Here is a 22,620-nt window from a genome sequence, read left to right on the forward strand (position 1 = left end):
GCTTGGCCGCGAAGCGCCAGCCCTTCCGAAGCCGGCGCTTGCGGGATTACGCTTGCCTCATGCTCAGCCTTTCGACGCCTTGTCGAGGAACAGCTGCGACATGGCGGTGGGCTGCACGCCGGCCACGCCTTTCGCCGTCGCCGTCAGATAGTCGTAGAAATAGCCGAAGATCACCGGCGTTTCCTCGAGCAGCAGCTTCTGGATCTTGCCGGCGTCGGCCTTCTGCGCCTCGAGATCGAGGGCGGCGATATAGCTTGTCGCCAGTTGATCGTAGTCCTTGTTCTTGAAATGCGCGGCGTTCCAGGTGCCGTCGCTCTTCAAGGGCGCCGCGAGATAGACATTGGGCACGCCGCGATGGCCGTAATCGGTGATGCCCATCGCCGAATCCAGCCAGTTCGACTTGCCGAACACGGCATSGCCGTAATAGGCGCTCTGGTCGAGGATGTTGAGCTCGAGCTCGATGCCGATTTCCTTGACCCAGTTCTGGATGAGCTGGGCGTATTCCGGGATTTCCAGGTAGCGCTCGGTGGTCAGCGTCATCTTGAAGCCTTGAGCGAGGCCGGCCGCTTCCATCAACTGCTTGGCCTGGGCGATATCCTGCTTGCGCTGCGGCACGCTGGTGTCGGTCGAAGGGTAGACGGCGGCGAACGGGCTGTCGTTGCCGAGCGCCGAGCGTCCMTTCATCAGGCCGGCGGCGAGCTTCTCGCGRTCGAGGCAGAGCGCGATGGYGCGGCGCACGCGGGCATCCTTCGTCGGGCCTTCGTCGCAATGCATATGCAGCTGCTGATGCGCCGACGACTTCAGGCTGATGATGTCGACATTCGGGTCGTTGAGCACGGCGACACCCGCCAGCACCGGCATCTGGTTGATGATGTCGATCTGTCCGCCCTGCAGCGCCAGGATCTGCGGCTGGATGTCGGTGAAGAAGGTGAATTCGGTGCGGTCCGGCAGAGCCTTCTCGCCCCAGTAATCGTCATTGCGCACGAAGGAGGCGCCGACCTTGGGTGTGTATTTCTCGATCTTGAACGGCCCGGTGCCGTCGAAGCTCTGTTCGTAACCGCCCTTGTAGCTCGCCGGGATGATGACGGCGTTGTAGTTGTCGGACGACAGCATGTAGGGGAAGTTGCCGTTCGGCGCGTCGAGGTGGAATTCGACGGTGTAGTCGTCGACCTTCTTCGAGGCGCCCTTCTGCAGGATGCCGGTGAACACCGACAGCGCGTTGGACGAGTTTGCCGGATCGGCGAGACGGTCGATGCTGGCGACCACGTCGTCGGCCTTCATCTCGCCGCCCGAATGGAATTTCACGCCCTTGCGCAGCTTGAAGGTCCACACCGTGCCGTCGGTGTTGGGGGACCAGCTCTCGGCCAGCGCCGGCTTCAGAACGAGGTCCGGACCGTCGACGCAAAGGAACTCGGCGACCTGCTGCATGACGAGCAGGCCGCCGGCGTCGGCGATGGTGACCGGGTCGATCGCGGCGGCCGGCACGCTGCTGCCGACGCGGATGGTGGCGCCGGGCGCGCCGGCGCGCGCGAGCGACGGCGCGGCGCCGAAACCGGCGGCCATGCCGATGCGGCCGAGCAGCGGCAGCGACAGGCCGAGCAGGCTGCCGTGGCGCACGAATTCGCGGCGGCTGATGCGGCCGTCGATCAGGCCGTCGATGAGATGGTTTTCGAGCGGCGTACGCCCGCGGCGGAGGAGATCGAGAATGCGGTAGTTCTTGCTCATGGGTCTAGGCCCTTTCCCCAGTTGTTGTGGTTGGCGGGTGCATTCAATTTGCGAGTTCCATGGAGTTCTCCGGTCCAGGCACTCAGTATCGGTCGATGTACAGTAGCATGCGGTTCCGACTGGTCCATCCGCTCGTTGGGACGGAAAAGTCAGATTTTCTTGATGAATTGTCTGTCGGCCAGGCGACTTGTGGCCGCCTTTTTCCAGATAAGTCCTGCTAGCTTTTCGACATCCTCCTAATTCAGCGGCAGTCTGCGGTAGGTCCCGGGCTTTTCCGGGTCGTGATATTTGTTGCAAGCACCGTTCTCGACGAAGTCGCGGTGGCAGGCGGCAAGCCTTYCCCGTACCAGCGTGACCCCGAGGCCATGCCCTTCCGGCACCGGCACAGTGTTGTTCTTCGGCGTAAACGGACCTTCCTCGATAATGTCCATCGGCTGCATGCGAAACAGCGACTGGTTGGGCTCCCTGATCCAACCGAGCGCGGCGCACAGATGCAGGTAGCAGGCGCTGCCGATGYCGGTGTCGCCGCTGTAGCACCAGTAGTCGATGCCGGCATGCTCGCAGGYGCCGACGAAGCGCAGCATGCGGTTGATGCCGCCATGCGCGGTCGGGTTGCCGACGAAGGCGTCCGGCACCTTCAGCTCCATGGCGCGGGCGATGTCGATGTTGTGGGTCGAGAACGGTATCGAGGTGTGGCGGCGCAGCTCACGCATCTCCTCGATGGTCGCCACCGGGTCCTCCCAGTTGCGCACGCCGAGTTCTTCCAATGGCCGCGCCAATTGTCTGGCCGTGGCCAGCGAATAAGCCTGGTTGGAATCGATGCGGATCATCGCATCGTCGCCGAGCCTCTTGCGGATCAGCTCGACCATCTTCATGGAAACTTTGGGATCGTGCGTTGAGAACTTGCCTTCGAAGAAGGTCGTGCCGTGGCGCTCGTTGAGCTCGACGCAGTAGTCGGCGACCTCTTCCGGTGTCTTCTCGCCTTTCACCTTGGCGCCGTCGCCGCGCAGCGAGAAATAATCGGTGAAGGGAATGTCCTTGCGCACCGCGCCGCCGAGCAATTGGTAGAGCGGCTGCTTCCACGCCTTGCCCCGCAGGTCCCATAGCGCCATCTCGATGGCGCCGAAGGCCATGATGCGGGTGCGGTCGTTGATCGACTGCACGCCGCTCCAGAAGGGCAGGCAGACTTCCTCCGCGCCGGCGATGTCGAAGGCGTCCCGGCCATTGAGTCTCGGCGCCAGCACGTCGTTGATGATGGCCGCCGCGCCCGGCGTCGGCGCTTCGCCGATGCCGACGAGCCCGTCCTCGGTCTCGACCTCGACGATGGTCGGCGAGAAGCCGTCGAGCTCGCCGAAGACCCAGACGTAAGGCGCTTCCAGCCTGTAGTTGATTGGTGTCGCCTTGACGCGCCTGATCTTCATGTCAGCCGATCTCGAAGAAGGGCTCGCCGAGCAGGCCGGGGTCGACATCGATGCCGAGGCCAGGGCCGTCGGGTACGCCCATATGGCTGCCGGTCACCGGCGGCGCGTTCCTGGCCGTGCGCACCGTGACCCATTCGTGGAAGGCGATGGCGTGCAGCCGGCGTTCCGCCGGTGTCGACAGCGACAGATGCGCCATCGCCGCGGTATCGATCTCGGCGCCGCCGGTGTCTTCCACCGTGATCATGAAGCCGAGATCGACGGCGACGTCGCGGATCAGTCGTGTCTGCGTCACGCCGCCCAGCCGCGAGATCTTCAGCGTCAGCCCGTCGGYGGCACCGCGGCGATGGATCTCCAGCATCTCGCCCAGCGAGGTGACGGACTCGTCCAGCACCATCGGCTTGTCGAGCATGCGGCGCACCGACATGTTCTCATCGAGCGTCGTGCAAGGCTGCTCGAATGTGTAGTCGATGCCGCGCGTGGCATCGGCGAACTGCCGCGCCTGGTAAGGCGTCCAGCCGGCATTGGCGTCRCAGAAGATCACCGTGCCTTTCGGCACGGCAGCGGCCACCGTCGTCACCCGCTCGATGTCGTCATGCACGTTGCCGCCGACCTTGACCTGCAGGCGCCGGCAGCCCTCKGAAATGATCCGCTTGGCCAAAGCCGCCATCTGGTCGAGCGTGCCGTGGGTGACGACCCGGTAGGTCTCCGCCATGTCGCTCTCGCGGCCGCCGAGCATGGTCACCAGCGGCACATCAGCCGCTCGCGCCGCGAGGTCCCAGCACGCCATGTCGAGCGCCGACTTGATGTAGGGGTGGCCCTTGAACACCGTGTCCATCAGCCGGCCGATGCCGGCGAACCCGCGCGGATCCTGGCCGATGAGATGCGGCGCGATCTCCGGCACGCCCGCGCGTGCTCCCGCCGGGAAGGCGGCCGAGTAGAAATTGCCGAGCGGCGCCATCTCGCCCCAACCGGTCAGGCCGCTGTCGGAGGTGATGGCGACGATCACCGCGTCGAAGCAATCGGCGACGCGCCCCTTGGACATGCGGTAGGGCCCGTCCACGAAGGGCTGCACGACATGATAGGCCTTGATGCTCTTGATCTTCACTTTGCCGTCGTCCGCTTGTCGGTCAGTTCTTCGACGCGCGCTTTTCGAGGCCGCGCGCATAGGCGAGAAGCTCCTCGAAATCGAGGTCGATATGCTCGCGCGCATGGCGCTGCGCTGCGCGCATGTCGGCGCCTTTGAGCAGCGCCACATAGGTCTCGTGCACGTCCTCGGCCGGCACCGGCTCGTTGCGCGCCCGCTGGTGCAGGGCGAAATACATCTGCAGCCGGCTGGTCAGGCGCTGCCAGGTCTCCAGCAGCACCGAATTGTCGGCCCATTCGTAGATCAGCCCGTGCAGTTGCAGCGCCGTCTCGATCTGGCGCGTGGTGTCCTTTGCCCGTGTCGCCTGCTTCACCGCTTCATGGCGGCGGTCGAGCTCGTCGAAGAAGCGCTGGTCGCGCTGCGGCCAGGCGAGTTCGATGGCGAATTCATCGAGCACCTTGTTAAGCGAATAGGCGTCGATGATGTCCTTGGCGGTGACGTCGACCACGAAGGTTCCGGCGTAAGGAATGCTGGTCAGGATGCCTTCCTGCACCAACTCGCGCATCGCCTCGCGCAGCGGCGCGCGGCTCACCCGCATCTGCTCGGAAATCCGGAGCTCGTTGAGCTTCTGCCCGGGCTCCAACTGGCCGGTCAGGATGGCGCGCCTGAGCAGGGCGACGATCTCCGCCCTGCGCGTCGTATCCGCGATCGGACCGAAATCCAGCTTTGCCATGGGTCGACTCCCAGGAGGAATTTCTGCAAGACAAGCAGATTGTCGACAATCTAACAAGAGCTGATTTCCACGAACTGCGGATTTTGAACCGGCAGTCTCAAGCCRCTCGCCCGTAGAAACCGATCCGCTCCTCGTCGGTGAWCATCACGCCGGGGCGTTCGTAATAGGAGAACACCGCGATCATGCGCTCGCGATTGCCCTCGACCGTGGTGACGCGATGCGCGGTGTTCTTGCCGCGGAAGACGTTCAGCGTGCCGGCCTTGATGCGCAGGATTTTTGCTTGGGGGTCGCGCCCCTCGAGCAGCTTGGCTACCCCGTCATAATTCGGGTCGCTGTCCGTGCGCAGGTCGGTGCGGTACTCGAAGTCGCCGCCGCGCTCGGGCGCCTGCAGCAACAGCGTCGTGGTGAATTCCGAGCGGTCGAAATGCCAGTTGAGCGCTTCGCCGGCACGGTAGCCCATGACATTGGCTCGGGCGAGGGGATCCTGCATGACGTAAAGGTGCGGCTTGTCCATTGTCGCCGCCAGGAACCGCACCAGCGGCGCGTATTCGTAAATCGAAAGCACGGTGCTACCGGGAATCTGGTCGGCGCAGACCGTGTGGCTGATCGTCTCCACTTTGCGCAGCGCCGGATGATCCGGCGAAAGCTCCGGGATCGACGGCTTGAAATAGATGTTGTGCATTCGCCTGTGGACATGCGAGCGCGTGTCCATCACCGGCCGGATCTCGGCGACGGCCTTTTCGACCATGCCGGGGCGCAGGAAGCCTTCGAGGTTGAACATGCCGTTGGCTGCCAGCGCGGCCTTGGACTCGCCCACCAGCCGTTGCCATTCGGGGGTGCCTTCGCGGTCGAGCGGGTAGCGGTCCAGGTCGAGAATGGTTTCGATCATAGCGTCCTCCGAAATCTGGAGGTCACTTCACACCAAGGAAAACTTTGCCACAACGCGGAAAATTGTTAGGGTTTCCCAAGAAAAACTTTCGAGGATGGCATGGAAAAGCTTCCGCCATTGAACGCGATGAGGGCTTTCGAGGTCGCGGCCCGCGCCGGCTCCTTCACGCTTGCCGCCACCGAGCTCGGCGTCTCCTCGGCCGCGGTCAGCCAGCAGATCCGCAACCTGGAAGACTGGTTCGGCAAGCAGCTCTTCATGCGCAACGGCAACCGCATCGCGTTGACCGACGCCGGCCACGCCATCTATCCGCAGACGGCGCACGCGCTGGGCGAGATCGCGGCGGTCGGCCGGCGCATGCTGGAAGGCGGCCTGCGCACGCGCCTCGTGGTCAGCGTGCCGTTCTCGCTCGCCGAGCTTTGGCTGGCGCCGCGATTGGCGGTGCTGCTTGAAAGCTTCCCGCAAATGGCGATCGACGTCCGCGTCGAGGACGATCCGATCGACGTGGTGCGCCAGAACATCGATCTGCGCATCTCCTATGGCGACTACCACTATCCGGCGCTGAAAATGGTCCGGCTCGTCCATGACGACGTCCTGCCGGTCGCAGCCCCCGAGTTCTGCCAGCGCCACGGCGCTGCCGATCTGGCGGACATGCATGAAAGCCACTTCATCCACACCAATTGGGGGCCGAATTATGCCTCGCATCCGAGCTGGGCGGACTGGTTCGCCGCCGCCGGCGGCAACCGCGCGCCGGACCCCTCGCATGGCCGCCGCGTCGGCTTGTCCAGCCTGGCAATCGGCGCGGCGCGGCTTGGCCTGGGGATAGCTCTGGGCCAAAGGGTCATGGCGAGCCCCGACCTGGAGGCAGGCCGATTGATCGCCCTGTCCTCCGTCTCGGTTCGCCTCGGCCAGCCCTATTGCGCCTTCATGCTGCCGGCCAAGGCAGAACGCGCCGATATCGCCGGCCTGGTCGAACTGCTGGCGAGCAATCCCCGCGAAGCCACGCACAGTGCAGTCGTCGGGGACTGACTGAACCCACACAGCAAAACGGTGCCCTCGACGTGGGAGTCGAGGGCACCGTCGGACCGGAAACTGATGGGGGTTATCAGCTGGCCGGTTTCGGTTGCGGCAAGGGAGAAACCGGCATTCCGGGTCCGATCTTCTGCAGATTGCCCGTGATCACCTGGTCGGTCTCGGAGATGCCGGAGGTCACGGAAATCAGGTCGCCGTCGGTGGGCCCAAGCGATACCAGCTTCTGGTCGACGGTGTTGCCCTTGCCGATGACATAGAGGTACTTGCCGAGCTGGCTGGAACCGAGCGCCACTTGCGGCACCATCAGCGTGTTGGGCTGCTCCTTCACATGCAGCCGCACCCGTACATATTGCCCCGGCAACAGCGTGAACTTGGCGTTGCCGATCGTGGCGCGCGCCGTGATGGTGCCGGTCGAATGGTCGATCGTGTTGTCGATGAAGGTGAGCTCGCCCTTTTGGCTGGGTTGTGTCTCGCCGGGCAGCAAAACGTCGACGGCGATCGGCCCGTTGGCCTTCGCCTGCTCGATCTGCACGAGATCGCTCTCGCTCGGATTGAAGGTCACATAGATCGGGTCGAGCTGCACCAGCGTGTTGAGCACCGTGCCGGCGACGCTGACCAGCGTGCCGACCGAGGCCTGGTTGCGGCCGATGCGTCCCGGGAACGGCGCCTTGATCTCGGCATAGCCGAGATTGAGCTCGGCCGTCCGCACCRCTGCCTGGTCGACGGCAAGCGCGGCCTGGGCCGTGCGCAGATTGCTGGTGCGCTGGTCGAAGCTGYCCTTGTCGAGATAGCCGGCCTTGGCGAGATCTGTGCCGCGGCCGAGATTGGACTTGGCGTATTCGAGCGTCGCGGCATCGCGCTGCACCTGTGCCTTCGCCTGATCCAGCGCGGCCTGATAGTCGTCGGGCGCGATGCGGTAGAGCAGGTCGCCCTGCTTGACGTCGCTGCCGTCGGCCGCGGTCTGCTCCTGCAGATAACCCGGCACACGGGCCTGCAGCGTGATGCTGCGGATCGGCTCGACCCGCGCGGCGTAGTCGAGATAGATCGGCAGCGTCTTCTTGACGACATTCACCACCGGCACCGGCATGACGAAGGCCGCCGGGGCGGGCGCTGCGCCCGCGGTGCCGCTGCCGAGATAGCCCGGATTCAGCAGGTGGACACTTGCCACCGACACTGCGCCCACCGCGACGGCGGCGCCTAGAGCGATTTTCCATCTACGCATTTTGGTCTCCAATCTTATTCAGCCGCTTGTGCGAGCGGCTGAAGCGCCGGCTCGGCGGTCGGTTCGATTTCTTTTGGCTGAGGGGCGTCGTGGTGCCCCTTGGCTGGTTCTTTTTCGCCGCGCTCGCGCAGCTGTTCGATCACCGCGTAAAAGACGGGCACGAAGACCAGCGACAGGATGGTCGCCGCCACCATGCCGCCGAAGACGGTGGTGCCGATCGACTGCCGGCTGGCAGCGCCCGCGCCCGTCGCGAACATCAGCGGCAGCACGCCGAGGATGAAGGCGAAGGCCGTCATCAGGATCGGCCTTAGCCTCAGCCGTGCCGCTTCCATCGAGGCCTCGATGATGGTCAGGCCTTCCTCGCGCCGGCGTCTGGCGAACTCGACGATCAGGATCGCGTTCTTCGCCGCCAGGCCGATCAGCATGACGAAGCCGATCTGCGAGTAGACGTCGATCTGCATGCCGCGCAACAGGAGCACGATGAAGGCGCCGAACAAAGCCAGCGGCACGGCGAGCAGCACCATGAAGGGCATCGCCCAGCTTTCATACTGCGCCGCAAGGATCAGGAAGACGAAGACGATCGCCAGCCCGAACACGACGGAGGCGATCGATCCGGCCTTGAGCTCCTGGAAGGTGATGCCGGTCCATTCATAGCCGAAGTCGCGTGGCAGCACGTTGGCCGCCGCCCGCTCCATCGYGGCCACCGCCTGTCCGGACGAGAAGCCGGGGGCAGCGCCGCCATTGATCAGGGCCGAGGCGTTGTTGTTGTAATGCGGCACGGTCTCCGGACCGACGATCGGCACCAGCTTGCCCAGCGTGCTCAGCGGCACCATGCCGCCCGACGCGTTGCGCACGTAGAGCCTGGAGATGTCGGTTGCGTCGGCGCGCGCGTCCTTGTCGGCCTGGATGGTCACCCGGAAGGTGYGGCCGAACAGGTTGAAATCGTTGACATAGAGCGAGCCGAGATAGATCTGCAGCGTGTTGAAGACGTCCGGCAGGTTGAGGCCGAGAAGCTTCGCCTTGCTGCGGTCGAGGTCGTAGTTGAACTGCGGCGTCGAGGTCGAGAAGGACGAGAACAGCTGCTGCGGGTTGAGTTCGGGCTGCTTGCGCGCCTCCGCGATCAGCGCCTGCGTGACGTCGTTCAGCGCAGCGCTGCCGCGACCCGACAGGTCCTCCACCTGGAACTCGAAGCCACCGGTGGTGCCGAGGCCCGGGATCGAGGGCGGATCGAAGGACAGCGCGAAGGCTTCAGGCATCTGCAACAGCTTGCCGCGCACCTGCTCGACGAGCTTCGAGGCGCTCTGGTCGGGCCCACGCTCGTCCCAGGGCTTCAGGATGRCGAACTCGACCGCTGAGTTCGACTGCGCGGCGCTGGTGAGGAAGTTCAGGCCGCTGATCGAGCCGACGATGTCGACGCCGGGCGTGTTCTGCAGGATGTCGCGCGCCTTCTGCGCCACCGCGTCGGTGCGTTCGAGCGAAGCGCCGTCCGGCAGYTGGATGACGACGAAGAAATAGCCTTGGTCTTCGACGGGCAGGAAGGTCGAGGGCAATTTCTGCCAGACGAAGTAGGTGGCGACCAGGCCGGCCGCGAACAGGCCGAGCATGATCCAGCGCAGCTTGATCAGGATGCGCACGCCATGCGCATAGGCATGCGACAGCCAGTCGAAGCCGGCATTGAACCAGCGGAAGAGCACGAACTGGGTCGCGCCGCGATGGCGCAGGAAGGCAGCGCTCAGCGCCGGCGACAGCGTCAGCGAGTTGAAGGCCGAGATGCCGACCGATATCGCCACGGTCAACGCGAACTGGTTGTAGAGCCGGCCGGAAACGCCCGGGATGAAGGCGACGGGGATGAACACCGCCATCAGCACCGCCGTGGTGGCGATGATCGGTCCCGTCACCTYGGCCATCGCCGCGCGTGTCGCGGCCAGCGGCTTGAGCCCGGCCTCGAGCTGTCGTTCGACATTCTCGACCACGACGATGGCGTCGTCGACGACCAGGCCGATCGCGAGCACCATGCCGAGCAGCGAGAGCATGTTGAGCGAGAAGCCCAGCATGTACATGATCGCCAGCGTCGCGATCAGCGAGACGGGAATGGCGATGGTGGGGATGATGGTGGTGCGCCAGCTCTGCAGGAAGACGAACACCACCGCCACGACCAGCACCAGCGCCTCGCCGAGTGTGATCAGCACGTCATGCATCGAGGCCGACACGAAGCGTGTCGTGTCGTAATGCATGGCGTAGTTGACGCCCTTCGGGAAACGCTGCGACAGCTCCTGCATCTTGTCCTTGACCCGCTGCTGCAGGTCGAGCGCGTTGGAGCCGGGCATCTGGTAGACGGCCAGAACCACGGTCGGGTCCTTGCCGAAGAAGGCGGACGAGGAATATTGCAGCGCGCCGAGCTCGATGCGGGCGACGTCGCGCAGCCGCACCAGCGAGCCATTCTGCGAGTTCGCGCGCACGACGATATCGCCGAATTCCTTCGGGTCACTCAAGCGGCCGACGGCATTGACCTGCATCTCGAAGGCGGTGCCGGCCGGCGCCGGCGACTGGCCGATCTTGCCGGCCGCCACCTGCACGTTCTGCTCGGAAATGGCGTTCTGCACATCGACCGCGGTTATGCCGAGATTGGCCAATTTGTCCGGGTCTAGCCAGACGCGCATCGAATAGCGGCGTTCGCCGAAGATCTGCACGTCGCCGACGCCGGGCAGGCGCTTCAGTGGGTCGACCACCTGCAGATAGGCGAGGTTGCTCAGTGCCACCGGATCGATCGAGCCGTCCGGCGAGGTGAGGTCGACGATCAGCACGAAATTGGGGTTCTGCTTCTTGATCGTCACGCCGCCCTGGTTGACGATGGCGGGCAGGGAGGATGCCGCTTGGCTGACGCGGTTCTGCACGTCGACGGCCGCCGTGCTCAGCGGATAGCCGACGTCGAAGGTGATGGTGATGGTGGACGAGCCGTCATTCGAGCTCGTCGACGACATGTAGGTCATGCCTTGCACGCCGTTGATCTGCTGCTCGAGCGGCGTGGTGACCGTATCGGCCACGACCTGCGCGCTGGCGCCCGGATAGTGCGCGCTGACCACGACCTGCGGCGGCGTGATGTCGGGGAACTGCGAGACCGGCAACAGGAAATAGGCGATCGCGCCGGCGAGCACCATGATGATGGCAATCGCCGACGCGAAGATCGGGCGGTGGATGAAGAAGTTCACCATGATGCGGACGCCTCGCCGAACGGTTTTGCGAAATGGCGCAGGCGCCGGGCCCGGCCGGAACCGGAATCCTGCAGGAAGGATGGCAGGACTTCATCGTCCGGCRCCTGTTCCGCCGCGCGCTGGCGCAGCAGCCGTTCGAAGGCTTTGGGGTCGATCCCATCCGCCTTCATCACCAGCCGGATCATCGGATCCCGGATGGCTTCGTCGATCGTCAGGTCTTTGCGCTTTTGCATAGGAGTGGCTCCTTGCTCGGCCCGCATCGCATGATCACGGACCGCTTTTTTCTCGTTCTTCACCGGCCGAAGCCGCATGACAGGCAGGTTTTGCGTCCTATTTCACTCTGGCAGGACTATCGGAGGCCTTGTCGTTTGACGGCGAGTGATATAGGTGTTACCAGTAAGTAACATACTGGAAGTTACAGACCGGTAACACCCTAGTCAAGAGGTGGCGACGGTTTTTTTGGAAACGACGAAAGGAGATCATCATGACTGACGGCGTCGCGGAGCGTTCCCGCCCCCGGGATCGAATCCTGGAGACGGCGCAGGACATGTTCCACAAGCACGGCATCAAGGGCGTTGGCGTCGACGCCATCACCGAGGCTGYCGGCACCAACAAGATGACGCTTTACCGTCACTTCGAGTCCAAGGACGAGCTGATCATCGAATGCCTGCGCGCCACGGCGGCGAAGGGTGCCGCGGTTTGGGATGAATTCGAGGCCCAGCATCCTGGCGACAAGCTGGCGCAGCTCCATGCCTGGGTTCGCAAAGTCGCGGACATGCTCGTTTCCGACAGCCGTGGCTGCGACATGGCCAATGCCGCGGTCGAGCTGACGGAAACGGATCATCCGGCCAGGCGCGTGATCAAGGAGCTCAAGCAGGCCCAGCGCGACCGCCTCGTCGCGCTGTGCCGGGACGCCGGCATCGGGCAGGCGGAGCTTCTGGCCGACAYGCTGTCGCTGTTGTTCGAGGGCGCGCGCGTGAGCGTGCAGACCGTGGGCAGCGAGGGCCCGAGCGCGCAATTCGTGCGCATGGCCGAAAGCCTGATCGCCTCCTTCCGGGCGCGCTGAACGCGACTTACGGACTCCCCCTCATCCGGCCCTTCGGGCCACCTTCTCCCCGAGGGGAGAAGAGGTAGCGCCGGCGCTGATCGTCTCCTCTCCCCTTGGGGAGAGGTCGGATTGCCCGAATTGCTCTTGCAATTCGACTTGGCAATCCGGGTGAGGGGCTGGCGCACCTCAGCTTACCGCTGATCGGGCAAAGAAAAAGCCCGCTGCCGGGAGGAGGAGGCAGCGGGCTTCGATTTCGAATACGGCACGGGAGGAGGTGTACCGTATTCACCGTCGGTGTCTGGGAGGAGGAAGACATCCGACAGGTCAATAAATACGAGCTGCCCAACGATTCGGCAATTGCCAAGCGTGCATAGCTGCTGTGCAGAATTGCAGGATCAATCGTCAGACAAATCCACGAAACAGTCGCTGGCCTGCTACTGCACCGGCACGTTTTCCTTGAAGATCAGCCGCGGCTCGATGAATTTCTTGGTCAGGTAGGGCGCCGAGGAGGCGATGGAGCCGAGCAGGCGGATGACCGACTGCTCGGCGATCAATCGCGCATTCTGGTCGATGACGACGTCGGCGAGATCGTCGACGAGATAGCGGCGCGTTTCCTTGGTCAGGTCGTGGCAGATGAAGACCGGCTTCCTGCGCGGCTTGGCTTCCAGCAATGCCTTGGCGACGCCCGAGCGCCCCGCGCCGACGCAATAGATGCCGAGCAGCTCGGGTTCGTCGTGCAGCGCCTTGATGGTGGCGCGGTAGCTGGCGTCCGGCTCGTCGTTGATCTCGACGGCGCTGGACACGGTGAGGTTGGGGAACTCCTCGCTCAGCACCGAGCGAAAACCCATCTCGCGCTCCTCGTGGCCGCGATAGGAGCGCGAGCCGACCACCATCGCCAGATGCCCCGTGCGGCCGCCGAGGAAGCGGCCCATCAGCAGCGCCGCCGTGCGGCCGGCCACCCGGTTGTCGATGCCGACATAGGCCGAGCGGGGCGCGGCCGGCACGTCGGAAATCAGMGTGACCAGCCTTATCCCGGCATCGACCAGCTCGCGCAGGATGTTGCGCGTGCGCGGATGGTCGACGGCGATCACGCCGACGCCGTTGGCCTTGAGTGAGAGGTTCTCCACAGCGCTCTGGAGCGCGCCCGGCGAAATGCCGGCAAGGTTGTGGATGCGGCATGAAGCGACCAGCGGCAGGCGCGCCGCATAATCGTCGATGTGGTGGGCAAGGTCGGCCATGAAGGCGTTGGACCCGATCGGCAGGAAGAATTCGAGATGCGCCGGCTTCGAGGGCAGCACGACCTGGTCGAGCGTCGGCAGATAGCCGAGCTGCTTGGCCGCCTCCATCACGCGCTGACGGTTGGCCGCRCTTGCGCCCGGCCGGTTGTTGAGCACCCGGTCGACGGTCGCTGTCGACAGGCCGCAGCTTTTRGCGATATCGGCTACGGTGGCTTTCATGGGTCCAGTCATAGGGGCTTATGCGATCCTGTGCCAGCTCAAGGCGTGAACGGCGCTTGGCCGCTGATGCGATTTGCTGGTCAGCAATCAGCCATGCCGCTGCGGGCCATCGGAAATCGCGTCGCGGATTTCCTTGTCCGACATGCCGGTGATGACGCGCTCGACCTCGGCGACCGTGGTCTTCTTCGGGTCGATGTCGTCGGCCACCACCTTGCCCCGGCGCATCACCACGATTCGGTCGACCACCTGGAAGACGTGGTGGATGTTGTGCGCGATGAAGATGCAGGAATGGCCGGAATCGCGGGCGCTGCGCACGAAGCTCAAGACCCCTTGCGTCTCGGCGACGCCGAGATTGTTGGTCGGTTCGTCGAGGATGATGAGATCGCTGTCGAAATGCATGGCGCGCGCGATCGCCACGGCCTGCCGCTCGCCGCCCGACAGCGAGYCGATCGGCGTCGTCGGCGGGATGTTCTTGGTGATGCCGACTTCCCTCAGCAGGTCGCGCGCCACCGCGTTCATCGCCTCCTGGTCCATGCGGTTGAGGAAGCGCGGCGGCTTGATCGGCTCGCGCCCGAGGAACAGGTTGCGGGCGATCGACAGCTGCGTGACCAGCGCCGAGTCCTGGTAGATCGTCTCGATGCCGTGCGCGATGGCATCGCTGGTCGAGCGCAGCGTCACCTTCTTGCCGCGGATGAAGATGTCGCCGCTGGTCAGCGGCACGGCGCCCGACAGCACCTTGATCAGCGTCGATTTACCGGCGCCGTTGTCGCCGAGCAGGCCGACGATCTCCTTTTCATTGACGTGGAAATTGGCGTCCACCAGCGCCTGCACGCGCCCGTAGGACTTGCGGATGTTTGTCATGCGGATCAGAGGCTCGGCCATCGTCTTAAGTCCCCGCCTGGTGCCGGCGCTCGAGCCATGAATGCAGCGCCATCATGCCGAGGATGATCGCGCCGATGAAGATGTTGTAGGCCAGCCCCGRCACGCCGATCAGCACGATGCCGTTGCGCATGACGCGCAGGATCAGGATGCCGAGCACGGTACCGATGATGGTGCCGCGCCCGCCGGTCAGCGCCGTGCCGCCGATCACCACCATGGCGATGACCTCTAGCTCGTAGCCCGTGCCGCTGTTGGGGTTGGCCGCGGATGTGCGCAGCGACGAGATCACGCCGGCGAGCGATGCCATCACCGCCGACAGGATGAACAGGCCGACCTTGACGCGGTTGACGTTGACRCCGCGCGCGCGGGCGGCATTGGGATTGCCACCGGCGGCCTGGATCCAGTTGCCGGTGCGGCTCTGTGTCAGCACGTAGCCCAGCGCGATCGCGGCGCCGRTGAACCAGAACAGCGAGGYGTAGATGCGAAACGGGCCGACATAGAAGTCGCCGACCAGGATGTTGGCCAGCCAGCTGCCTTCCGCGCTCCAGGTCCGCTGCGGGAAGCCGTCGGTGATGAACAGCGCCGTGCCGCGCACGACCAAAAGCATGCCGAGCGTCACCAGGAAGGACGGGATCTTGAGCTGGGTGACGAACCAGCCATTCACCAGCCCGATCAGCGCGGCAACGATCAGTGCGATCAGCAGGCCCATCTCCAGCGAGGTGACGCCGCTGTTGTAGAGCGTCCACATCAACACCGGCGAGAAGCCGAACAGCGAGCYGACGGAAAGGTCGAATTCGCCCGATGTCATCAGGAGCGTCATCGCCAGCGCGATCAGGCCGAGCTCGACGGTGAAGGCCAGGATGTTGGAAATGTTCTGCGGCRACAGGAAATCGGGATTGATGCCCCAGAAGACAACGAGCTCGACGATGAGCAAAACCAGCGGACCGAATTCCGGCCGTGCGATCAGGCGTTGGATGTGAGAACGGTTTTCCATTGAACCCGCGACGTTACGGCCGGCCTGCCTGGCAGAGGCGGGCGCGGCGGGACAGGAAAAAGGCGGCCGCGACCGGGTGAAGTCGCGACCGTTCGAGTTTCAAGGGATTATTTGCCGGACAGGATCTTGTCGTAGACGCCGGCGGTGTCCTTCTCATAGAGCGCGCCGGTGATGACGTTGAAACCCGGGGGGATGCCGCTGGCGGCCATGTTGGCCAGCGAAAGCGCCACATAGCTGGTCGCCTGCGGGTCCTGCCACTGCGCGGCATTGACATAGCCGTTCAGCACTTCCTGCGTGGTGTCGAGCGAGTTGCCCCAGCCGACCACCGGAATCTCGCCCGGCTTGACGCCGACCTGGTCGAACACGCGCTTGATCGAGCCGGTGACGAGATCGCCGAGGCCTATGATGGCTTTCACCTTGCCTTTGTGCGCGGTGAGATAGTCGACCATGCGGTTGATCACTTCGGCCTGGTCGAGCGTCGCCTCGGTCACCTCATAGGTGATGCCGGCCGGCTCGAACACGCTCTTGATGCCTTCCTCTTCCTGCACGCCATAGGTTGCGCCGGGGATCTCGACCGGCATCCAGACGAAGTCGCCCTTCTTCACCAGGCCCTTGTCGACCAGGTATTGYGCCCAGTGCTTGCCGAAGGTGACGTTGTCGCCGCCGACATAGGCGTTGAAGTTGGCCTTCGGATCGGGCGTGTTGAAGTTGATGATCGGGATGTTGGCCGCGCGCGCTTCCTTGGCGAGCTCAATCAGGCTGYCCGGATCGGGGCTGGTGGTGACGATGCCGTCGGCCTTGGCCGAGATGGCGGCGCGGATCGCCTCCTGCTGCGAGGCCACATCGCCGTTGTGGAAGGACGTGTTGACCTTGTTGCCGGTGTCATCAGCCCATTGCTTGGCGCCAGCGAGGAAGTAGGTCCAGACCGGATCGGCCGGGCCGCCATGCGAAATCCAGTAGAACGTCTTGGCCTCGGCCATCGCCGGAACGGCGAGCATGGCGATCAAGCCAAGCACGAGCAGTCTTAGCCGCGAAAGCATTCGATTTCCTCCCATGTTGAAACTCTCCTCCTGGATCGGCGCGACGCGGCCTTGGACCGCATCTCCTGCCGGCGCCGACCGGAACATCTAGAGCATTCTCTTTTTCCGGCGCTGGCAAGCCTCTATCGCCAATGGATGTTGGGTGAGGCGCGCACGCCATCAGCAATCCCATCAGATTGCATCAGATCAGGTGCTATTTTCTGGGGCAAGCAGGTGCCGTTAGCCCATCGGCTCGCCGTGGTGGCCTGCGGCGATGTCGCCTCGGTCGAGCGCTAGAGAAGGCCTGCCTTGGCCAGGTCGCGCATCAGGTGGCTGGCGCCGTAGGTCCAGTACGGGCAGTCAGGCRACAGGCGCACGCGGTTGGTGAGCGCGCCGAGCTTTTCGGACGAGATGGTGACGATGTCGCCGACCTTGTGCGTAAAACCCTTGCCCTTTTCGCCGCGATCCTTCGAGGGCACGAACATGGTGCCGAGATAGAGCGCCAGCCCGTCCGGATACTGATGGTGCGGCCCCATCGCCGCCTTGACCAGCTCCTCCGGCGAGCGGCTGATTTCCGCCATCGAGCTCGCGCCCTCCAGCGAGAAGCCGTCCTCGCCCTCGACGCTGAGCCGCACCGTGGCGCGCTTGACGTCGGCGATCGAAAACGTCTCGTCGAAGAGCCGGATGAAAGGCCCGAGGGAGGCGGAAGCGTTGTTGTCCTTGGCCTTGCCCAGCAGCAGCGCCGAGCGGCCCTCGACATCGCGCAGATTGACGTCGTTGCCGAGCGTGGCGCCGACGATGCGGCCCGAACTGTCGGCGATCATGGCGATCTCCGGCTCCGGATTGTTCCAGGTGGAGACGGGATGCAGTCCGACATCGGCGCCGAAGCCGACCGAGGCCATAGGCTGGCATTTGGTGAAGATCTCGGCGTCCGGGCCGATGCCCACTTCCAGATATTGCGACCAGGCGCCACGCGAAATCARCTTGGCCTTGATTTCCATCGCCTCCGGCGAGCCGGGTTTCAGCTTCGACAAATCGTGGCCGATCAGACCGGCGATGTCTGCGCGGATGGCGTCCGCCTTCTCCGCCGAGCCGCGCGCCTGCTCCTCAATGACGYGCTCGAGCAGGCTGACGACGAAGGTGACGCCCGAAGCTTTCACCGCCTGCAGATCGACAGGCGAAAGCAGAATGGGCTTCCGGGCGTCGCGTTTGGTCTCGAAGCTGTTCGCCGCGATGTCGGCGAGCGCGCCGACCGCCTTGCCCTTGGCCGAACGCACATGGCCGGCCGGATCCTTCAGCTCGCAAAGGTCGCGCACCGTGGGCGCCGCGCTCGAGGTGATGTCGATCACCTGGCCGTCCCRCACCGTGACCACCAGCGGATGGGACGTTTCGCTGATCCTGGCGCGACCGACGAAAAGGCCGTCGGCGGGCAGGCGGGTTTGGTCGGTCATGGTGATGCTTCCTCTCGATTTTTCGCGCGCGGCACTTTTCCCCGATTTCGCGGAAACGTCTATCCCRCCGACCGCAACATTTATGACCACGCATGTGCTGTCACACAGCCATGGYCGAACTGGCCCATCGAAGCGCTCTTTCAAGTTTATGAAATCGACAATAGGATTTTCACGAAGTTCCAGCGCGTAGGTGACCTCTTGCCCGCAGYCTTTTCCGATCCGATCTGGCGAAAGCCCCAGGCGGCCACGGCGTTCCGGTCCGAACTGTTGGCCGGCGGCACGCTCGACGCGGTCATCGTCGGTGGCGGCATTATGGGGCTATCGACCGCCCTGCACGCAGCGCGCGCGGGCCTTTCCGTTCAGGTGCTTGATGCCGGCGCGATCGGGCAGGGTGCTTCGGGTCTCAATGGCGGCCAGGTTATTCCCGGCCTCAAATATGATCCCGAATGGCTGCTCGAGCACCTCGGAAAGGAGCGCGGCGAAGCCCTGGTCGACTTCGCCGCCGCGACAGCTGACGCGGTGTTCGATGTGATCCGCGACGAGAAGCTGGCCGTGCCGGTCACGCRCAATGGCTGGATCCAGGCCGCGCACACCGAAACCGCCCTGAAGGCAGCCGCCAACCGCGACCGCCAATGGCGCTCGCGCGGCGCCGATGTCGAACTGCTCGACAAGGCGGGGATCGCGGCGATGACCGGCGCCAAAGGCTATCTCGGCGGCTGGCTCGACCGCCGCGCCGGCGTCATCGATCCACTTTCCTACACGATGGAATTGGCGCGCGTCGCCGCGGCCGCCGGCGCCAAGATCGCCGAGCAGCAGCGGGTGGTGAAGCTCGCCAAGGAGGCCAACGCCTGGCGGGTTTCGACGCAAGGCGGCGCCGAGTTGCGCGCCAAATCGGTCGTGCTCGCCACCAACGCCTATACGGACGGGCTGTTGCCCGGGCTTGCCCAGACGATCGTGCCGCTGCATTCCTTCCAGATCGCCACCGTGCCGCTGCCGGCGGACCTTGCCGCAGACATCCTGCCGGGCGGCCAGGCGGTTTCAGATTCCCGCCGCATCCTGGTCTATTACCGCCGGAGTCCCGATGGCCGGATGGTGCTGGGCGGGCGTGGCCGCATGGCGCTGCCTTCAAGTGCGGCCGACTGGGCACATTGCGAACGCGCGCTGCTGCGCCTTTATCCCGCGCTAGCCGGCATCGCGATCGAGAAGCGCTGGTTCGGCCGTGTGGCGCTGACGCCGGACCACCTGCCGCATCTGCATGAGCCGGAAAAGGGCCTGCTCGCGGTCGTCGGCTGCCAGGGCAGGGGCGTTGGCCTGATGAGCGCGCTGGGCAAGCGGATGGCGAACTACCTTGCCAGCGGCGACGCAAGGCAATTGCCGTTCCCGCTGTCGCCGATCAAGCCGATCCCCTTCCACGCCTTCCGCCAGGTCGGCGTCGCTGCCGCGATCACCTGGTATCGGATGCTCGACGCATTTGAGCGTTGACCACGCGTGCGGCGCACAAGCGATTCAGCTTGACAGTTTCATGAATATGAAAAAGCATTGGTGGATTTCAAAAATCCACAATGCCCAACAGGCAGTCAGATGTCGACCATCATTGCAGCACGGCCATTGCCGGAGAACCGCGTCTCGCCGGTGTTCCGCTTCGCCATGCTGCTGCCGGGCGGGCTGGTCACGTTCTTCCTGATCCTCTTCGCGCTTGGCCTCGTGGTCTTCCTCGCCTTCAGGGGCAATGACGGCTCGCTGCTCGGCGTCGGCCTGACGGCGGAGAATTTCCTCACCGTCGCCACCGATCCGCTTTACTGGACAGTGACGCTGCGCTCGCTGGCAATCGCCGGCATGGTGACGCTCGCCACCGTCGTCACCGCCTATCCGGTCGCCTATTACCTCGCCTTCCATGCCGGCCGCCGCCGCAACCTTTTGCTCTTCCTAGTCACGCTGCCCTTCTGGACGAGCTATCTTTTGCGCGTCTTCGCCTGGAAGATCGTGCTTGCCTATAATGGCGTGCTGAACTCGACCTTCATCGAGACCGGCCTATGGTCRCAGCCGACGCTTGCCTTCCTCAACACGCCGGCCGCGGTGGTCGTCACGCTCGCCCACGCCTACGCGCCCTTCGCCATCCTGCCGATCTATGTGGCGCTGGACACGATCCCGAAATCGCTGCTCGAAGCCGCGTCCGATCTCGGCGCGCGGCCCTTCACCAGCTTCCGCCGTGTRGTGCTGCCCAATTCCATGCCGGGCGTGCTGGCTGCGGCGCTCGTCGTCTTTGTGCCGACGGTCGGCGACTATGTCACGCCGGCCATGGTCGGCGGCCCGGCCAGCACCATGATCGGCACACTGATCCAGTCGCAGTTCGGCAAGGCCAATGACTGGCCGTTCGGCGCGGCACTCTCAGTCTGCGTCATGCTGGTGATCCTCTGCGTCGTGCTGGTCACGCGCGGCGCCGACCGCCGGTTCGGCAGCCGCACATGAGCGCCCGGGCCGATGCCAATAGCGACGGCCGCTGGCTTGGCCTCTATGTGCTTGGCTATCTCGTCTTCCTCTATCTGCCGGTGCTTTTGATCCCGCTGTTTTCCTTCAACAACTCCATCCAGGCGGCGTTTCCGTTGCAGGGTTTCACGTTCGACTGGTACCGGACGCTCTACGGCAATCCGGCGCTCTCCGGCGCCTTGGCCAACAGCCTGATCATCGGCGTCGTCGCCGCTTCCGGCGCGACACTCTGCGGCATCACCGTGTCCTACATGGACCTCTACGGCCGCTCGCCGCTCGCCGCCACGATCAGCGCCATCGCCCGGCTGCCGATCCTGATCCCGGGCGTCATCGTCGGTATTTCGCTGTTGATCCTGGTCAACCTCATCGGCCTTGGCCCGTCGCGCGTTTCCATCGTGCTCGGCCACATCCTCGTCGCGCTGCCGACGACGGTGGTGGTCATGCGCAGCCGCTTCGCCGCCATCCCGAAGACGATCCGCGAGGCGGCGCTCGACCTCGGCGCGTCCGACTGGACGACATTCCGGCGCGTCATGCTGCCGCTGAGCGCGCCGGCCGTGCTGTCGGCCTTCATGCTCGCCTTCCTGACCTCGTTCGACGAATTCATCGTCGTCTTCTTCCTCGCCGGCACCGAGCCCACGCTGCCGCTTTATATCTGGAGCCAGCTGCGCTTCCCGCGCTCGCTGCCGACCGTGATGGCGCTGGGAACGGTGATCCTCTGCGTCTCCTTCATCATCGCCGGCGCCGCAGAAATCCTTCGCCATCGCGGCCTCGGCGCCGCGCGCCGCAATCCAGCCTGAACCACAACAAAGAAGAGGAGAACGAAAATGACATTCCACCTGAAATCGATCACCGGACATAAAGCCCGGGCGGGCCTTGCCGCGCTGGCTCTGGCCCTGTCGTCGACGGTCGCTCTGGCCGCCGACAAGCTGCAGTATTTCACCTGGTCGGGCTATGAGTTGCCCGATTTCAACAAGAGCTTCCTTGCCGCGCATCCGGACGGCGTCGAGGCGACGATCTTCGGCGATGACGACGACGCCTTCACCAAGGTCAAGGCCGGCTTCCGCCCTGACATCGCGCATCCCTGCTATGACAAGGTGGCGCGCTGGAACAAGGAAGGTCTGCTGCAGCCGATCGATACCAAGCGCATCAAGAACTGGGATTCGATCTTCCCGGTGTTCAAGAATCTGCCCGACCTGCAGGCCGGCGATGGCAAGGTGTGGATGGTGCCGTGGGACTGGGGCAATACCTCGATCCTCTACCGCACCGACCTGGTGAAGAACCCGGAGGCGAGCTGGAACCTTCTGTGGGACAAGCAATATGCCGGCCGCATGGCGACCATCGACGCGGTGCATGACACGCCGATCGTCGCGGCGTTGCTCGCCGGCGTGAACCCCTTCGACATGACGCCGGCTGAGATGGACAAGGTGGCCGAAAAGCTGCGCGAGCAGCGGCCGCTGCTGTCGAGCTACACCACCGACATGACCTCGGTCGAGCAGGCGCTGGCGAGCGGCCAACTGGTCGCCGCCATGACCTGGAACGCGTCCGCAACGTCGCTGAAGAAGCAGGGCGTGCCGGTCGAGTTCATGAAGCCGAAGGAAGGCATGCTCACCTGGGCCTGCGGCTTCGTCATGCTCAAGGACGCCAAGAACGTCGACCTCGCCTATGACTTCATCAACAGCCGGCTCGATGCCGACTCGGGCAAGTTCCTGATCCAGTCCTACGGCTATGGCAGCTCGCTTTCGACCGCCTTTGCCGGCGTGTCGAAGGAGGAGCTCGACAAGCTGCAACTGCCGGCCGATCCGGACGTGATGCTGAAGAGCACCATCTTCACCGGTCCGATGAAGCAGAATGACGATATGGCCAAGATGTTCGAGAAGGTGAAGGCGGGAGGTTGAGTGGCGCGGACTCCCCTTCTCCCCTTGTGGGAGAAGGTGGCCGCGCAGCGGCCGGATGAGGGGTGTTCCAGGGAA

General features: G+C 64.4%; 20 protein-coding genes. 7 read left to right on the forward strand and 13 right to left on the reverse strand.

Going from position 1 to position 22,620, the window contains the following annotated elements; all coding sequences use genetic code 11:
* Nucleotides 1-63 precede the first annotated feature (63 nt).
* From LCM4576_RS26330 to LCM4576_RS26350, 5 genes are all read right to left on the reverse strand, one after another.
* Nucleotides 64-1,725 (reverse strand): ABC transporter substrate-binding protein, encoded by a 1,662-nt coding sequence (locus LCM4576_RS26330; RefSeq protein ID WP_071035412.1) that lies wholly within the window; start codon nucleotides 1,723-1,725, stop codon nucleotides 64-66.
* Nucleotides 1,726-1,961: 236 nt separating this feature from the next.
* Nucleotides 1,962-3,146 (reverse strand): mandelate racemase/muconate lactonizing enzyme family protein, encoded by a 1,185-nt coding sequence (locus tag LCM4576_RS26335; protein ID WP_071035413.1) that lies wholly within the window; start codon nucleotides 3,144-3,146, stop codon nucleotides 1,962-1,964.
* Between the two features lies 1 nt (nucleotide 3,147).
* Nucleotides 3,148-4,251, reverse strand: coding sequence for a mandelate racemase/muconate lactonizing enzyme family protein (locus LCM4576_RS26340; protein ID WP_071035876.1), 1,104 nt, complete (start codon nucleotides 4,249-4,251; stop codon nucleotides 3,148-3,150).
* A gap of 22 nt (nucleotides 4,252-4,273) precedes the next feature.
* Entirely contained in the window at nucleotides 4,274-4,963 is a 690-nt protein-coding gene (locus LCM4576_RS26345) for a GntR family transcriptional regulator (RefSeq protein WP_071035414.1), read from the reverse strand.
* A gap of 97 nt (nucleotides 4,964-5,060) precedes the next feature.
* On the reverse strand, nucleotides 5,061-5,852 hold the full coding sequence (locus LCM4576_RS26350; protein ID WP_244510928.1) for a 2OG-Fe(II) oxygenase: 792 nt from the start codon (nucleotides 5,850-5,852) through the stop codon (nucleotides 5,061-5,063).
* 99 nt (nucleotides 5,853-5,951) lie between these two features.
* Between LCM4576_RS26350 and LCM4576_RS26355 the strand changes: the two genes are divergently transcribed.
* Entirely contained in the window at nucleotides 5,952-6,878 is a 927-nt protein-coding gene (locus LCM4576_RS26355) for a LysR substrate-binding domain-containing protein (protein ID WP_041009050.1), read from the forward strand.
* Nucleotides 6,879-6,954: 76 nt separating this feature from the next.
* On the opposite strand, the gene LCM4576_RS26360 is transcribed toward LCM4576_RS26355, so the two are convergent.
* Genes LCM4576_RS26360 through LCM4576_RS26370 form a run of 3 tightly spaced genes read right to left on the reverse strand, consistent with a single transcriptional unit; the run spans nucleotide 6,955 to nucleotide 11,611 of the window.
* Complete coding sequence (locus LCM4576_RS26360; protein ID WP_071035878.1) at nucleotides 6,955-8,103, reverse strand: efflux RND transporter periplasmic adaptor subunit; 1,149 nt, start codon at nucleotides 8,101-8,103, stop codon at nucleotides 6,955-6,957.
* Nucleotides 8,104-8,117: 14 nt separating this feature from the next.
* Complete coding sequence (locus LCM4576_RS26365; protein ID WP_071035415.1) at nucleotides 8,118-11,315, reverse strand: efflux RND transporter permease subunit; 3,198 nt, start codon at nucleotides 11,313-11,315, stop codon at nucleotides 8,118-8,120.
* Nucleotides 11,309-11,611, reverse strand: a complete 303-nt coding sequence (locus LCM4576_RS26370) for a hypothetical protein (protein ID WP_244510929.1) — start codon at nucleotides 11,609-11,611, stop codon at nucleotides 11,309-11,311. The genes LCM4576_RS26365 and LCM4576_RS26370 overlap by 7 nt, the downstream gene beginning before the upstream one ends.
* 188 nt (nucleotides 11,612-11,799) lie before the next feature.
* Here LCM4576_RS26370 and LCM4576_RS26375 point away from each other — a divergent pair, with 188 nt between their 5' ends.
* The gene (locus LCM4576_RS26375) at nucleotides 11,800-12,381 is read left to right on the forward strand and encodes a TetR/AcrR family transcriptional regulator (RefSeq protein WP_071035417.1); all 582 of its coding nucleotides are present in this window, start codon (nucleotides 11,800-11,802) and stop codon (nucleotides 12,379-12,381) included.
* 416 nt (nucleotides 12,382-12,797) lie between these two features.
* Here LCM4576_RS26375 and LCM4576_RS26380 read toward each other — a convergent pair whose 3' ends face one another.
* From LCM4576_RS26380 to LCM4576_RS26395, 4 genes are all read right to left on the reverse strand, one after another.
* Nucleotides 12,798-13,820: a LacI family DNA-binding transcriptional regulator gene (locus tag LCM4576_RS26380; protein WP_040990919.1), complete on the reverse strand. Its 1,023-nt coding sequence runs from the start codon at nucleotides 13,818-13,820 to the stop codon at nucleotides 12,798-12,800.
* 87 nt (nucleotides 13,821-13,907) lie between these two features.
* Nucleotides 13,908-14,702: an ATP-binding cassette domain-containing protein gene (locus LCM4576_RS26385; RefSeq protein ID WP_071035418.1), complete on the reverse strand. Its 795-nt coding sequence runs from the start codon at nucleotides 14,700-14,702 to the stop codon at nucleotides 13,908-13,910.
* A gap of 4 nt (nucleotides 14,703-14,706) precedes the next feature.
* On the reverse strand, nucleotides 14,707-15,693 hold the full coding sequence (locus LCM4576_RS26390; protein ID WP_071035419.1) for an ABC transporter permease: 987 nt from the start codon (nucleotides 15,691-15,693) through the stop codon (nucleotides 14,707-14,709).
* Nucleotides 15,694-15,800: 107 nt separating this feature from the next.
* Complete coding sequence (locus tag LCM4576_RS26395; RefSeq protein ID WP_071035420.1) at nucleotides 15,801-16,733, reverse strand: substrate-binding domain-containing protein; 933 nt, start codon at nucleotides 16,731-16,733, stop codon at nucleotides 15,801-15,803.
* A gap of 51 nt (nucleotides 16,734-16,784) precedes the next feature.
* On the opposite strand from LCM4576_RS26395, the gene LCM4576_RS36390 reads away from it, so the two are divergent.
* Entirely contained in the window at nucleotides 16,785-17,009 is a 225-nt protein-coding gene (locus LCM4576_RS36390; protein ID WP_131803305.1) for a hypothetical protein, read from the forward strand.
* Here LCM4576_RS36390 and LCM4576_RS26400 read toward each other — a convergent pair.
* On the reverse strand, nucleotides 17,006-18,163 hold the full coding sequence (locus LCM4576_RS26400) for a fumarylacetoacetate hydrolase family protein (RefSeq protein ID WP_071035421.1): 1,158 nt from the start codon (nucleotides 18,161-18,163) through the stop codon (nucleotides 17,006-17,008). The genes LCM4576_RS36390 and LCM4576_RS26400 overlap by 4 nt on opposite strands.
* Before the next feature lie 198 nt (nucleotides 18,164-18,361).
* Between LCM4576_RS26400 and LCM4576_RS26405 the strand changes: the two genes are divergently transcribed.
* The 4 genes from LCM4576_RS26405 to LCM4576_RS26420 all read left to right on the forward strand — a co-directional run bounded on the left by LCM4576_RS26405 (nucleotide 18,362) and on the right by LCM4576_RS26420 (nucleotide 22,545).
* Nucleotides 18,362-19,645 (forward strand): FAD-binding oxidoreductase, encoded by a 1,284-nt coding sequence (locus LCM4576_RS26405; protein ID WP_071035422.1) that lies wholly within the window; start codon nucleotides 18,362-18,364, stop codon nucleotides 19,643-19,645.
* Between the two features lie 99 nt (nucleotides 19,646-19,744).
* The gene (locus tag LCM4576_RS26410) at nucleotides 19,745-20,632 is read left to right on the forward strand and encodes an ABC transporter permease (RefSeq protein WP_071035423.1); all 888 of its coding nucleotides are present in this window, start codon (nucleotides 19,745-19,747) and stop codon (nucleotides 20,630-20,632) included.
* Nucleotides 20,629-21,447 carry an ABC transporter permease gene (locus LCM4576_RS26415; RefSeq protein ID WP_071035424.1) on the forward strand — a complete coding sequence of 273 codons (819 nt, stop codon included), beginning with the start codon at nucleotides 20,629-20,631 and terminating at the stop codon, nucleotides 21,445-21,447. The genes LCM4576_RS26410 and LCM4576_RS26415 overlap by 4 nt, the downstream gene beginning before the upstream one ends.
* A gap of 27 nt (nucleotides 21,448-21,474) precedes the next feature.
* On the forward strand, nucleotides 21,475-22,545 hold the full coding sequence (locus LCM4576_RS26420) for an ABC transporter substrate-binding protein (protein ID WP_071035425.1): 1,071 nt from the start codon (nucleotides 21,475-21,477) through the stop codon (nucleotides 22,543-22,545).
* Nucleotides 22,546-22,620 lie beyond the last annotated feature (75 nt).

It is taken from the genome of Mesorhizobium sp. LCM 4576, assembly GCF_001854815.1.
Taxonomy (GTDB): Bacteria; Pseudomonadota; Alphaproteobacteria; order Rhizobiales; family Rhizobiaceae; genus Mesorhizobium; species Mesorhizobium plurifarium.